The following is a 13,552-nucleotide window of genomic DNA, read 5'->3' as shown; positions in this document are numbered from 1 at the left end:
AGTCGGCCGACATTTCATCAACAAGACAGCTTGTACGTCGGTCAGTTGGCGGGTCAGACCGTCTCGGGCGGCACCACCGACATCCTCACAGTCAGTGGTTGGGTGTCAGTGACGGCTTGTCAGGCCGGGGTGTTTCCGCTGGTGGGGTGTTGAGGAAGGGCGGGGTCACTGCCATGGGGCGGTTCCTGTAGCGGTGCAGCTGTCATGGGGCGGTACACCCCGCTCCGCTCCACTGTCTTGAGAACGGCACTTCTGATCCTTCCGAGGGCTGCGCGGCGGCACGGTGGTCGGTAACGGTGTCCGCGGGCGGAAGGGTGTGGGGTGGGGGAGCCGGGCGCGTGGGGTGAGGTCACGGCGGGGTTGAGGGTGTCCAGGCCGGTGCTGGTTGCGCGGCTGCTGGAGCTGGATGCGGCCGGGGCGTTGACGACGGCGCATGTGCGGGCGGGCGCCCAGGTCGGCGGGGTGAATGTGCGCACGGTGTGGCGCTGGCTGGATGCGGCGCGGACGGAGGGCCGCATGGAGCGCAGGCCGCGGGCCCGGCTGGAGTTGTCCGACCAGATGTGGGAGGTGCTGGCGCAGGCGGGCGGGAATGTGGCGGCGCTGCACCGGCATCTGAAGGCGGCCGGGGGAGAGGTGCCCTCGTTGGCGTCGTTGCACCGGGTGGTGCGCCGGGACCTTCAGGCCGGCAGGGTCCTGCCGGACCGCGTGGTGGTGCGGCGGGAGCGGGATGAGCAGCAAACGCGGCAGGCACTGGCTGACCTCGCCCTGGCCGGGCCGCAGGGGGGCGGCGCGGTGAAGACGTCTGCGCCACCGCGTCTCGGGCCAGAGGCGACCAGCGGCTTGCCGGTGGGGGAGAGCGGTGCGCTGGCGGGTGTGGCGTTGCCGGCGGGAGCGCAGCTGGTGCGGACGTCGTGGGTGCGGGCGGTGGCCGAGGCGGTCGGTCAGGCGATGGCGTCCCAGGGCGCGGTGTGTGTGTTCGGCGATCCGGGCCGGGGCAAGACCGCGGCCGTGCGGATGGCGCTTGGCGAAGTGCCCCCGGGCTGGAAGGTGACGTGGGTGCCGGTACCGGTGCGCCCGTCGGTGGCTGGCATGAGGCGGGCGGTATTCGACGCGCTGGGGCTGGCGGGCCGTTTCCCGCACACGTCGGCGCTGGCCGACGCCGCGGTCACGGGGGCCTTGGGTGAGGCGCGGGTGCTGGTGGTCGACGAGGCGCAGCGCCTGCCCGTGCCGTGCCTGGAGTACCTGCAGAGCCTGTGGGACCACCCCGGCACCCGGGTCACGCTGGTGCTGTGCGGGGCGGGCAGCGAGCGGGCGCTGTCCCGGCTGCCGCAGCTGGCATCGCGGGTGGTGGCGTGGCAGGAGGTTCCACGCTTGACCGGAGCGGAAGTGGCGACCGTGGTGACCGGCTTCCATCCGCTGTGGCGCACCGTACCGGCTGCGGATCTGACGTGGATCGACCGGTCGTGCGCGCACGGCACGTTCCGCACGTGGGCCGCTTTGACTGCGCACCTGCAGAACGCGCTGCTCACCATTGCTGATGCATCCATCGACCGGGCCTTGCTGAGGCGGCTGTTCCAGCGGGTCGCGCCGCCACTGTGAACGGAGCGCTCCTGCAAGCAACGGGAGGGCGATCGCATGCTCCCGGCCACCGGCAAGCACACGACGTCCCACCCGCGTGAGGGGAGCTGACATGAAGGACGGCGACGCCATCCGCCCAGACGGCGGACTGCCTGCGGCGTCGAGGACGGCGCTGCGCGGTCCGGCCGTGCGGCGGCTGCTCGCACTGCGGGCAGGGAAGAAGCTGACAGCAGTCCATGTACGGGTGGCCGCGGACGCGTTAGGAGTGTCGGAGCGCACGGTGTGGCGCTGGCTGGCCGCCGCTCAGAGGGATGAGACCGCGGCCGCTAACCCCGGCGCACGCTCCCGGGTCGATGCAAGGTTCACGGTCACGCCCGAGGTCCGTGGGCTGTTGGCGCTGTGGAAGGGGAACGTGCGGGCGGTCCACCGCGAACTGGTCCTGCGTGCTGCTAGGCAGTCTCCGCCTGCCAATGCACCGTCGCTGACGACGCTGCACCGGGCGATCCGCCGTGATCTGGCGCCGGGGGAGCGGGCGGGGCTCGCGGGTGGGGAGCGGGCGGCGCGCAAGCATGATGTGTTCCTGGTCCGGCCGCGGGGCTGGCGCAATCAGGTGTGGGAGACGGACCACATGCAGGCGCCGGTGCTGGTCGATGTCGAGGGCAAGGCTCGCAGGCCGTGGATCACCTGGTTCACTGACTGCGCGACGAACGCGGTCACTGGTGTCGCGGTCACGCCGGGGGATCCGTCGCGGGAGTCGGTGCTGGCCGCGCTGCGCTCCGCGGTTCTGCGTGAGGAACCCTACGGTCCGTTCGGCGGCGTGCCCGAGAAGGTACGCGTCGACCGCGGCAAGGACTTCCTGTCCCGGACGGTGACCGCAGCGTTCGATCTCCTGGACGTCACCGTGGAGGACCTGCCCGCCTACACCCCCCACCTCAAGGGCACCGTGGAGGGCCTGAACCGGGCGGTGGAGAGCATGTTCCTGGCCTCGCTGCCCGGCTACGCCCGCCAGCCGCGCCCAGGCAAACGCTCCTCCCGTCCGAAGGAGGAAGTGCTGCTGGGCTTCGAGGACTTCACCACCCAGCTTCTGGCCTGGACGCTCTGGTGGAACACCGAGCACCGTCCCGCGCCGTTGCGGGGCAAGACCCCGCTTCAGGCGTGGCAGGACGATCCCACCCCGCTGCGGGACGTGCCGGCCGCGGATCTGTGGACGTTCACCTTGGAGGACGCCGGCACCCGCACGCTGACCACTCGCGGCATCCGTTTCAGGAGACGCGACTATGTGGGGCCGTGGATGACCGGCCAGGCCGGGATCCAGGTCCGGGTCCGTTTCATGCCCCACCACGACCACCGCATCGAGGTCTACCACGCGGCCACCGGCCGCTACCTGGGCCCCGCGGACCTGGCCGACCAGGCCACCGACGAACAGATCAGCGCCGTACGAAGGGCGCGGTCCGCTCGCGCACGCCGCCTGAAGAAGGACCTGGAGGCCTCGCAGCGCGAGCGCTACGCCGCCGTGAACCAGCCGGAGGCGCCCCGGCGGCTCGGCGCGCTGACCACCGCGCAGGCCGAGGCCGAACTCGCCCAGACCGCCGGCACCGACCTCGCGCAGCTCGCGATGCCGGACCTCATCCCGCCCGCCGCGCCCCCGGCCGACTGGCGCACCCCTGCTTCCCTAGCCGCGCTGACCACGCCAGGCCCGCCCATCCTGCACCCGTCCGGCCGTGGTGGCGCTTCCGTCCCGGACGGCCGCGACGGGAGGGCTACACCTCTCACCACCGATGAAGACGGAGACGCCTCGTGACCGCGGCCACCTACCAGTACGTCGACCTGCCCGATGCCTCTGTGGTCACCACCCGCGCCTTGCTCACCGCCCGGGAGAACATCGCCGACACGGTCGCCGCGCGGGCCATGATGTGCATCCACGGCGGGGCCGGCTTCGGCAAGACCCTCGCCGTCAACACCTGCCTGCGCGGACTCGAACCGCACGAGGACGTCCGCAAGATCACCTTCCGTGCCCGGCCCACCGCCCGCGCGGTGCGCTACGAGTTGTTCACCGCGCTCGACTTGGCCGGTGAACCGCCGCGCCACCCCAGTGAATGCGACCGTCTACTGAAGACCGCTCTGGCTGAACGCCCTCGTACCTTCCTGGTGGATGAGGCCCAGTGGCTCAACGGGGAGGCGTTCGAATATTTCCGCTATCTGTGGGACGAACCGGCCACCCAGCTGGCGATCATCTTCGTCGGCGGGGAGGGCTGCCACACCGTGCTGCGCCGCGAGCCGATGCTGTCCTCCCGGATCTTCATCTGGCAGCACTTCACCCGCCTCACCCCCAGCGAAGTCCTCGAAGCCATCCCCCTGTTCCACCCCATCTGGGCCGACGCCGACCCCGACGACATCACCTTCGCCGACAGCCACGCCGCACACGGCAACTTCCGCGCCTGGGCCCAGCTGACCGCCCACACCCGCACCGCACTGGCCCGCACCGGCCGCCCACGCGTCGACCAAGAGCTGCTGCGCTGGGCCTTCAGCCGCCTCGCCTGACCACCACGCCGCCATGCCGCTCGCCGCGCCACCGCCCGTCACCGTGGTCATCGACCGCCATGACGACGTGATTCACACGCACACCGCCCTGGCCGCCCACCATCCGCCGTCCGGCCGGATCACCCTGCACCCCGGCCCGGGCACCACCAGCGAAACCGGCCTCGCCCACGACCTTCTCGCCGCCCTGGAAAAGCCGCCCCTGCTTCCAGGCCGTTTCCCTGGTGGCCGTCAGCCCGCATGGGAAGCCGCCACGGCCTGGATCACTGCTCTTTCCGTCACCCGGCTGATCGTCCTGCGCGCCCACCGCCTCACCGCCCGCCGCGCGATGCGCCTCCTGCAACTGCGCACGCTCACCGGTATCCACCTGATCTTGGTCTGCCACCGACCCCACCTGCCCACCGCCCTGCACCAAGCCCTGCAAGCGGCCGACCACATCATCACTACCGACTTTCAGACCGCCCGCCGCCACTACTACGGCGCGACCGCCCCCGTGCCCCTGCCTGCAGACCAACCGGGCCGGCCAAGCAGCCGATGGCTCACCCTGCCTGCACTCGACCGCCTCGTCTCCTACGACAGTCCCAGCCCCTGCGCCGCCCCGTGCACGCCGCCGCCGATCGTCTGGCGGCACCGCCCACCGCCCACACCTCTCACCCCGTACGCTGCCCAGCAAGTCGCTCATCGGCTTCATGGGGTGACCGCGCACCCTCGCCTGGCCGCGACCGTTGCCGCTGCACTGATCACCGGTGCGTCCCTCCAGCAACTTGCTACCGCACGCCCTCGCGACTACGACGACGCTGCGGCCACACTCGCCCTGCACGACCGCGCCCGCTACACCGACGGCTGCGCCGCCTACCCCGTACCGCCCTGGGCGGGTGTCTTCCTGCGGGCCGCGGCCTGCTTCGCCCGGCTCGTATCCGGCGAGGACCACGAATTGTTCGCCACGCCAGGAGGCCGTGCCCTCCTGCTGCGCGTGGCCGAGACGGCCAGGCTGCGCCCGTCCCAGCCGCCTGTGGCCCGCCGCCAAGGCCCGGCCGGCCGTGTGGAGTGGGACTGGCGCGAGCGGCAGGAAGCCAACAGGTACGAAGCGATGCTGGCCGTACGCACCAGGCACTCGCGGCGCTGAAGGCCCCTGACGCGTCCGAACAGGGCACGCTCATCCGATCGAGAAGTCGGCGAACTCGAGGTCGCTGAAGGCGATGTGCAGGCCGTGGGCGCGGCGACCCCCATCGCGGAAGTAGGCATGCCCCAGCGCGCGGGCGAGGATCACCATCTGCTGCTGCTCACCCGCGCCGGCGTCCCGGGCGGCGAACAACTCCCGGGCTACCTCTCCCGGCAGGTACTGGGTGATCCACCGCACCCGCGGGTCGTCCGAGGAACCGGCCGCAGCAGCGAACCCGAATCGCGCCCTGGTGTGGAAGACGAAGCCCTCCGCTTCGGCCTGGGCGCGCCGGCAGGCTCGTATTCGAGGCTGCCACCGAGCCAGGACTGCTTCCTCGATCGCCCGCAGATGCAGCGGGCCCGGCGGGCGACGCGCTCCGGGCTTCTTTGTCACCCACCTCTGCACGGTGCGCTGCGACACCCCAAGGACCGCGGCCACCTTCTGGGTGGAATACCGATGCGTTGCCAGCAGAAACCGCAGGCGAGCCTCGGTGCTCAAGGGAACGGGCCGGGTGCGCAGCGCCTGCCCCAGCCCCTGCTCGATATGCCCCACGTCCGCCTCCCCATGCGGCCAGTCGATAGGCCGGCATCCTGCAGCCCGTGACTTCAGTCCTCCCACACCGCTCGCCCCCGCCCGCCAGTTCCAGCGTCTTCGGGACAGCACCGGCCGACGTCGGCTACGGGAGCCGGGATGGGGTGTCCCGACCCCCGGGCCAGCCTGCTGCGCCTTGCTCGGACTCCGCACCAGATGCGGGGCTGCCCGAGTGGAGAAAGGGCCTCGAAGACTGCACGCCTAGCTTCAGGACCACGGCGACCGGGGCCGTTGAAGTACCGGGTTGATGGCGCGCTGCCGCTACTGCCTTGAAAGGCGGATCAGTCGGCGTAGTAGTTGTCTGTGGTGTGGTCCTCGGCGATGGCGAGCAGGAGTGTGGGTCCGACAGGTTGCCGGTTCTGGCTGGGTTTGAAGGTGGCACCGAGCATGGCTTCGATAGTCCAGTGCGTGGATGGCAAAGCGCTGAGGGCGAGGTCGAGTGAGGCTGCGACATCCTCGTTCTGAAGGGCCTGCACAAGAGGTTCCGCCGGTCCGCTGTGTAGGACGACAGGAATGGCGGTTCCAGGCGGAGGGCCGGAGAGACAGAAGCGAGAGTCCGACAGCGTCGCGAGGCCGCTTCGTAGGACTTGTAGATCCTTGTCGCTGAGGCCGACAGGTTCCACGAGTTCCTCGAGGTAGGCAGGCAACGAGACGGTCTTCGCGTCTGGATCGTAGAAGAGAGTGACGTGACCCAGCACACGGAAATCGGCTTCCGTACCATCGGCGCCCTCAAGGGGAATGCTGCGTGTTGACATACCCTGCCAGGCGCCTATCGCCTGCACCTCAGTCTCAGGAATCGCCAGCGCGCGGTAGGCATTGAGCATGCTGGTGAGCCGTGCGTCGTGAGAGGGAACCTCCATGGCCATCTCTTCCAGCACAAGGGCGGAAGCGGCTCGGCGTGCGGCTCCGGCTGACGCAGCGGAGCTAATGCGGTCGTAGACGAGCCGACGGTAGGTGTCTGTGCTGGCGATGCGCAGGAGTGTTGTGGCGAGGCGCGGTACGTCAACGACCGGTGGGCGGTCCAGGACGCTGAGCAGCCGTTCGATGAGACCTCGTTCGAAGCGGGGCCGTTTAGCGGCGAGGTTGTCATCGAGGACATCCGCGGCGAGTGCTGGCGCGGCGGGGTAGCGGGCGTTCAGCCGGTGGGGATCGGAGTCGAGTTGTTTGAGTAGGTCGAGGATTCTCTTTTCGAAGCGTTCGGAACGTAGGAGAAGCTCGCCAGCGGCGAGCAGCCAGGTGTTGCGCCAGTGGGGGTGGTGGGCGATCAGTCGTAGCCGGGACATCACGACAGCGTCATCGCCTTCGGCGATGGCGCGGGCGGCCATCAGCTCTTGGAGGGTGCGGATGTCGAAGCCGACTCCGTTGTCCCGGGGACCAAGTAGGACGAGCCGGTGGGTGGCGGCTTCGACTAGGGCTCCGGCATGGGTTTCAGCGTCGGCGGGTGTGAATCCGCGGTCCAACAGGCGCTGCAGGGCAATGTCGTGGAGACCATGAGGGCTGATCGTTGCTTCGGCTCCGTCCGCGGTTTCGGAGGCGGCTTGGAGGATGAGCCCGACGTGCTCGTGGAGACGGTCGATTTGGGTGCGGTGCTGGGAAAGGAACCGTGCGATGGGGATGTCTTTGGCGACTTCCCGGTCGAACATCGTCCGGTAGTACATGTCGAACAGCGTGAACCGGTCAGGGGGCAGCGTGGGGAATTTCTCCACGATGAACGACATGATCGTCACCTGTAGCGGTGTCTCCATCAGGCGGATCGTCACCGGGTCACGAGCAGCGTCTCGCATGCGTGCGGCCACCTTGATCCGCATCTCGTCATCGTCGGTGAAGCGCTTGTCGGTGATCTGCTGTGCGAAGGCTGCTGCCTCACCGGCAGGGAGTCGCTGCAACTGCAGGTGTTCGAAGCGGTCTGCGGGGAAGCGTTCGTCGTAGCCGGTGGGGCGGGTGGTGACCACGATGAGGAGATCGGCATCGAGGTCCTCGGCACTGGTGAGCAGGTCGTCGATCTTGCTGTAGATGAGACGGCGAGCGTCAACCGAGGGAACTTCATCAAGGCCATCGAGGATCAGAGCCCACGGCCATGCTCGGAGCCACCCACGGAGCGCGCTGGGAGAGATATCCCGGTCGGTGCGTTCGGACAGCCGTGTGGAGATCCACCGCAGCAAGGAAACCTCGGCGCCGCTGGCCAGCTCCTCGGCGTACTTGGCGAGGTCGATACGTGTCGGCCAGCGACGGTTGCTGGGGACTGACAGTCCGAGTCGGGCGAGAGCCGAGCGGGTGCCGTCGATGACTTCCTGGACTGAAGGCCCCGGACTGGCGCCCGTGAGGAGTGCCACCCGGTAGGCCTGCGCGATGAGTTGGCTGAGGGTGGACTTGCCCTGTCCCGGGCCGCCGACGAGCACAACGTTGGATCGCTTGATGCGGTCTGGTTGGCGCTGACGCAACACCATGTCGCCAAGCTCCAGCACACGCTGAACGGCTCGGACGGTCAGGTCGCCGTCGGGACTGCCGAGAGTTGCGGGCAGGTCAATCGCGATGTCGTCGAGCCAGAGCTTCGCCTCACCGGGACCGCCTGACTGACTCAGCCGGATCCAGCGGTCGTCCTTGATCGCATGAAGGAGCTGCTCGCGCAACGGGTCCTGTGCATCGAAGGTCCCCAAGCTGACCCAGTCGGGGGCCAGTTTCGCCAGAACGTCACCGGCCGTCAGAAGAGCGGGAAAGGCGTAGCGAACTTCCTGGTTGGCATCCAGCATCGAGCGGATCTGGTCCCCATGCCAGATCGCAAAGTCTTTGACCCGCAGGCCACTACGGATGGTCTCCATCTCAGTCAGCCGTTTCCTCACGGCCTGGTTCACTTTGTCAATCCCGCCAACCTTGGCAACAGCGGACAGGTCGACGTTGGTGACAAAGATCAAATATTCGGGAAGCCGAGAGCGGGTGCTCGCTTGTGCAGCTCTGATCCAACCGTCGATCTCGTTCTTGATCTGCGCCTGCAACCACAGAGCGTTGTCGTGTGGGGTCTGCCCGGGTTTCACATGGAATTTGGCCTGCAGGACGGTGTACCCCGACCAGCAGTCCAAGCGGTCCGCGCCCCCGGCCGCTGTGCTGGACCAGTTGATCGTGCCTTCGAACGTTGCCTCACGGCCACCGTCGCGTCCGTCACCGAAAACCTGCACCCCCGGTCCGATGTCCCGACGAGCCAGAGCAACTACGAGCTGCTCAAAGGCGCGAGTACCAAGGCGTGTCAGGTCATAGTCGGGCACGTGGCTCACTCTGCCAGAATCGAGGATTGCTCGTGGGCTGAGGGAGGAGCCTCGGTCCCCGACTGAGGAGACGCGGGCCTCAACCCCTGACAGGACATAGCCAGGACCGCATTCCGATGGCCAGCAGGCGGGCTCACGCCCACTGCATGCCGAGCTCCCGCAGTGCGGCCAGTTGGTCCTGGGTGAGTTTGTCTCGCCTCGATTTGGTGTTGCTGTACCAGATGCCGAGCTTGGTTTCGGTCCCGTCGGGCAAGGTCTCCACCGCCTCCCGGGGTACGGGCCGGTGGGCGCCTTCCCGTTCCACCCACTGTGTGAGGGCCGTGAGGCCGCGCTGGAATGCCTGCTGCGCCTTGCCCGAACCCTTCGTCGCATCCTTGGCGGCCGGGGCGGGAGATGGCGGCTGGGCGGGTTTGATGCCCAGTGTGGACAGCCTCTCCTGCTGCTCGGTGGACAGCAGCTTCCAGTTGCCCGGCTTCTTCTGCCGCTGGAGCCATCGTCCGAGGTCGTCTCCTTCGAACTGCACGCCGGGTTGGATGTCGGGGAGCCGGCCGTGGGGTTCGTCGGCGGCGAGGTCGGCGAGGATTCGGTAGTGGCGTTGCCAGTCGAGTGGCCAGGGGCAGTCCCAGTCCTCATCGATGGCGGTCAGCTGCGCGGACCGCACCGTGGCGCGCTGGGGGTCCTTGCCGAGGCCGCCTTTCCGGCGCAGGTTGGCCATGTGCTGCCCGATGGTCACCATCGCCCCGCCCTCGCCCCACATCGCGTCCTGTCGCGGGGCGAGGTGTCCGGTGGCGCGCCGGTAGGACCGCAGCGCGGCGACCTTGTTCTCCCAGGCTTCTTCGCCCGGTTCCCAGACCATGCCGGCCTCGGGGGCGTTCAGCAGCTCTTCGCGATGGGGGTCGAGTTCTCCGGCCCGCAGCGCTTTCCGTTGCTGGTGCACCCATCGCCCTAGTGGAAAGGATTTCGTTGCTCCGACTTCGACCTCAGTGTCGTAGGAAACGGCGTATAGGCCGGTGATTTCGTTCTCCGCTCGCCAACGGATGAGGGCCTGGTAGCCCTGCAGCCAGACCAGGGATTCCGGCCGGTAGACCCGGGTGCGCAGGAACGCGGCGATCGTGGCGGCGTCGCGCGGGCTGGAGAAGTGAAGCAGGGCCGACTTGGCAGCGGCGTCGGCGCCGTCGTCCTGCTCCTGGTCCTCGCCGTCGGCCCCGATGATCCGCCCGTCCTCGTCGCGCCGGATGTGTACCTTGCGCCGTCCATGGGTGAGGGCCCGGGAGGCGAGCTGTTCCACGATGCGTTCATCGTGCGAGCGCAGGCCTTGAAGCACGGCGACAAGGGGGCGGAACGAGGCGGACGCGACCATGTCCGTCGGCTCTTCGCCGGGCTCCAGGAAGACGGGCACGATGATCCTGGCCACCTTGGTGCTGCCGTCGCGGTTCAGCCTGAGCGCTCGGCCGATATTCTGCACGATCTCTACCTGGGAGCCGCGGGTGTCGGCGAAGCAGACGGCCTCCACGCCCCGCTCGCCGGTGATGTCCACGCCTTCCCCGAGCACGCGACAGCTCGCGAGGAAGGCGCGGTGGACCCGGCGGCTGGCGGCATCGATGCCGCCGGCGAACTGTCGCAGGACCTCGCGCCGCTCGGCCACGAGGTGGTCGCCGCACAGCCACGCCGACCAGACCCGGTCCGGGGGTACGTGGCGGCCGGTCTCCAGCTCGTAGAACTCCGCGTCGATCGACGACCTCGGCAACCGGTCTGCGGCCGCCAGGTCCTCGTTCGAGGCATCGTTGACGTACAGCTCGGCTGCCGTCTGCGGCAGCTTCTCCGCGAACGCCATTGCCTCCTCCACCCTTTGGTGGAACGTCATGACCGTACGCAGGTTGTACGCCGCCGTGTGCTCCAACAGTGCGGTCTGCAGGAGCGCCAGGCGCCGGCCCCGCTGCGCCTCCTCGGACTCCCCGAAGACGGGGGAGGGGTCGCGGATCTCCAGCACGTCGATCTCGAACCCGGCGAGGATGCCCCGTTCGATCGCCTCCGAGAGCCCGAGCTCGGCCAGCCAGGGGCCGTAGGTGTCGGAGTCCTGGCCCATCGATGCCAGCTCCAGCGCCTGGCCTTCCGCGCCCTTCTGTGGCCGGGGCGAGGCCAGGATGCGCGGGGTGGCGGTGAGGTAGAGCCGGAAGTCGGCGGGGATGCGGGCGTTGTCGTGGATCGCGGCCCACGGCCTGCCAAGATCACCTGCGGTTGAGTGCGCCTCGTCCACGATCGCGAGGTCGAAGCCCGCCATCTGCTGGCCGTAGAGCCGCTCCCCGCCCGCCAGAGCGGCCTCCAGCGGCCCACGGACGTTCCCCTGACCGAACGGGTCCTCCGGGTCTTCGCGGTCCACGAGGGAGGCGTACGTGGCGAACACGACCACCGGCCCCTTCCTGGCCCACAGCGCCAGCTGGATGGGGTTGGTGGTGGTGCGCACCCCCAGCGAGTTGAGCACCGGGTCGTTCTCCAGCGAGCACACCGCAACCATCGGGGCGCGGTGCCCCACCAGGCGCCACGCCTGGGCGGTCTGCACGAGCAGGTCCAGGGTCGGCACGGTGACGAGGATCCGGCCGCTGGAGAAGCACTCCAGCGCGCATGCGGCAGCGGTGATCGTCTTGCCCGATCCGGTCGCGGACACGATCGTTCCCCGCATCCCGCCCGGGGGCACAGATGATCTTGCAGAGAATCCGACCCATTTCCGGAAGCTCGATTTCTGTTGAACCTGGTGTTCTCGGAGCTGGATCAAAAGAGTTCCCCCGGCTCGGGAAGGACTTGTTCGACGGAAGCGATCCGGTATCCACAGCGCTGGTAGAGGCCGCCGTCTCTTCCTTGTAGGGCCCAGGCCCGCTCGGCCGCTTCGTCGGCTGACGCTGCCATCAGGTGGACGACGGGAGCGGGCATGTCCGGGCTGGAGCAACCGGCAGCGAGCCGGGCATCGACCCGGTAGACGCGATGCCGACGGATTTCCGGATCCTTGGCACCTGACCGCTCGGCCTCGGCCACGTCCCTCATCAGCCGGTGCAAACGCTGCCGTTCGTAGCGGACGGCACGCGAGTCGCGGGAGGGCGTGTACGCGGCCATCCGCTCCTTGGCTATGAGCCCAGCGATCCGTTCCCACTGAAGGTGCCGCAGTTCCGCGATGAACAGCTCACTCAAGCGATGCGGTTCGGGCGGGGCCGTACTCGCCCTCCCGGCGCGTTCTCGAGCCAGACTCACCTGCACATCCACGCGGTGGCGATCGAGCCCGGCTGCGCTTGCGACCACACCGAGGCGGGCAAGCTCATGCGGAAGGTACTCGTAAATCAACACGTAAACCGCTTCCTGCCGGGTGTCCCTGAATTACGCCAATGCTACATGCTGCATCAAACCAACGTGCAGACATGAGCCCCCTCAACGAAGCCCACTCCGCAAGGCTCTTGCGCCCCTGATGGCCGTGGCACATCGGGGGTACACGGTCCGGCATGGCACCGAAGACCGAACGCATCCAGTTCCTGCGGGCTGTGCGGCAGCTGCACCGCGTCCGCTCCTTCTACGCCGTGGGTGTCCTGCTGTGGGCGGTCTCCGCCGCCTGGACCGGTTGGCAGGCGCCCGGGAGCCGGCAGATGTGGGTGTCCGTCCTCCTCCTGGCCGTCTTCACCGGTCTCCTCTCCGCCGCCGGCCTGTCCCTGCGGCGCCTCGCAGTCCCCCCGACAGGCCGGCCCGCGCATCACGCCGCCTCGCACAAGGCGGCAAGTACCCGCCACGCCCACGCCTGAGAATCCGTCAGTGCGCCTGCACGAGCTGGCCAGGCCCCTGCCGGGCGGACAATTCTGCGGCTCCTGGGGGAACGCCGACGTCTGTGGGGGCGGTGGCCGGGCATACGGGCTTCACTTCCCATCGAGAGGAGTCCCGTCATGCTCGGCATAGTCGCGGCAGTGCTGTTCTTCATCGCGTTCCTCATCAACGCGGCCGAGATCAGCACCAATCACACCTTCTCGTCAGTCAACGTCATGCTCTTGGGACTGACCGCACTGGCCCTGCATGTTGCGGGTATCGGAAGCACTTGGTCCCGTAGACGATGACCGGCGTAGGCCAGCCGAAGAGACCGCCACACCCCCGCCCTCGCTGCTGCTTAGGGCCGTAGGCCCGTTGGCCTGCCCCCGCGCAGCGGGGCTGGCCCTCGTGGCGCGCAGCGCCACCCGGTGACCGGAGCGCAGCGAAGGCACCAGGTGGGGGCGCAGCCCCCACCTGCTCCTGGAGCGCAGCGGACGGAGCTTCACCCGCCTTGCGCAGCAAGGCGGGTGAGCTGACTGCGCAGCAGTCAGCCAGTGCTCACGCGGAGCGTGAGCGCAACACCCGTGCGCAGCACGGGTGTTCGCTTGCTCCGGGCGCAGCCCGGAGAGACCCGCTCCGCGGG

General features: G+C 68.8%; 10 protein-coding genes. 6 read left to right on the top strand and 4 right to left on the bottom strand.

Translation table 11 applies throughout. The features are described from left to right. Positions 1 to 378 precede the first annotated feature (378 nt). The 4 genes from ACFYOH_RS43445 (at position 379) to ACFYOH_RS43430 (ending at position 5,242) form a co-directional block, all read left to right on the top strand. Positions 379 to 1,599, top strand: coding sequence for an AAA family ATPase (locus tag ACFYOH_RS43445; RefSeq protein WP_388637548.1), 1,221 nt, complete (start codon positions 379 to 381; stop codon positions 1,597 to 1,599). A 166-nt stretch (positions 1,600 to 1,765) separates the two neighbouring features. Continuing rightward, positions 1,766 to 3,379 (top strand): Mu transposase C-terminal domain-containing protein, encoded by a 1,614-nt coding sequence (locus ACFYOH_RS43440; protein ID WP_388637551.1) that lies wholly within the window; start codon positions 1,766 to 1,768, stop codon positions 3,377 to 3,379. After that, a complete protein-coding gene (locus ACFYOH_RS43435) occupies positions 3,376 to 4,119 on the top strand; it encodes an AAA family ATPase (RefSeq protein ID WP_388637545.1) in 744 nt (247 codons plus the stop codon). The genes ACFYOH_RS43440 and ACFYOH_RS43435 overlap by 4 nt, the downstream gene beginning before the upstream one ends. 13 nt (positions 4,120 to 4,132) lie before the next feature. Further along, positions 4,133 to 5,242, top strand: coding sequence for a hypothetical protein (locus ACFYOH_RS43430; RefSeq protein ID WP_388637543.1), 1,110 nt, complete (start codon positions 4,133 to 4,135; stop codon positions 5,240 to 5,242). A 30-nt stretch (positions 5,243 to 5,272) separates the two neighbouring features. Here ACFYOH_RS43430 and tpg read toward each other — a convergent pair whose 3' ends face one another. The 4 genes from tpg to ACFYOH_RS43410 all read right to left on the bottom strand — a co-directional run bounded on the left by tpg (position 5,273) and on the right by ACFYOH_RS43410 (position 12,465). Continuing rightward, entirely contained in the window at positions 5,273 to 5,830 is a 558-nt protein-coding gene (gene tpg / locus ACFYOH_RS43425) for a telomere-protecting terminal protein Tpg (protein WP_388637541.1), read from the bottom strand. A gap of 320 nt (positions 5,831 to 6,150) precedes the next feature. After that, positions 6,151 to 9,129 (bottom strand): NACHT domain-containing protein, encoded by a 2,979-nt coding sequence (locus ACFYOH_RS43420; protein WP_388637539.1) that lies wholly within the window; start codon positions 9,127 to 9,129, stop codon positions 6,151 to 6,153. A 133-nt stretch (positions 9,130 to 9,262) separates the two neighbouring features. Next, positions 9,263 to 11,902 carry a Helicase associated domain protein gene (locus tag ACFYOH_RS43415; RefSeq protein ID WP_388637537.1) on the bottom strand — a complete coding sequence of 880 codons (2,640 nt, stop codon included), beginning with the start codon at positions 11,900 to 11,902 and terminating at the stop codon, positions 9,263 to 9,265. Further along, positions 11,899 to 12,465 carry a hypothetical protein gene (locus ACFYOH_RS43410; RefSeq protein ID WP_388637535.1) on the bottom strand — a complete coding sequence of 189 codons (567 nt, stop codon included), beginning with the start codon at positions 12,463 to 12,465 and terminating at the stop codon, positions 11,899 to 11,901. The genes ACFYOH_RS43415 and ACFYOH_RS43410 overlap by 4 nt, the downstream gene beginning before the upstream one ends. 152 nt (positions 12,466 to 12,617) lie before the next feature. On the opposite strand from ACFYOH_RS43410, the gene ACFYOH_RS43405 reads away from it, so the two are divergent. Next, on the top strand, positions 12,618 to 12,911 hold the full coding sequence (locus tag ACFYOH_RS43405; RefSeq protein WP_388637533.1) for a hypothetical protein: 294 nt from the start codon (positions 12,618 to 12,620) through the stop codon (positions 12,909 to 12,911). A 138-nt stretch (positions 12,912 to 13,049) separates the two neighbouring features. Continuing rightward, positions 13,050 to 13,217: a hypothetical protein gene (locus ACFYOH_RS43400; RefSeq protein ID WP_165939570.1), complete on the top strand. Its 168-nt coding sequence runs from the start codon at positions 13,050 to 13,052 to the stop codon at positions 13,215 to 13,217. Positions 13,218 to 13,552: the final 335 nt, after the last annotated feature.

Source organism: Streptomyces sp. NPDC007856, from assembly GCF_042868225.1.
Classification (GTDB): domain Bacteria; phylum Actinomycetota; class Actinomycetes; order Streptomycetales; family Streptomycetaceae; genus Streptomyces.
This window is presented reverse-complemented; position numbering and strand designations above follow the sequence as displayed.

Coding starts and splice junctions, on each gene's coding strand:
- ACFYOH_RS43430 (WP_388637543.1), top strand. CDS start 4,133: ATGCCGCTCGCCGCGCCACCGCCCGTCACCGTGGTCATCGACCGCCAT.
- ACFYOH_RS43405 (WP_388637533.1), top strand. CDS start 12,618: ATGGCACCGAAGACCGAACGCATCCAGTTCCTGCGGGCTGTGCGGCAG.
- ACFYOH_RS43400 (WP_165939570.1), top strand. CDS start 13,050: ATGCTCGGCATAGTCGCGGCAGTGCTGTTCTTCATCGCGTTCCTCATC.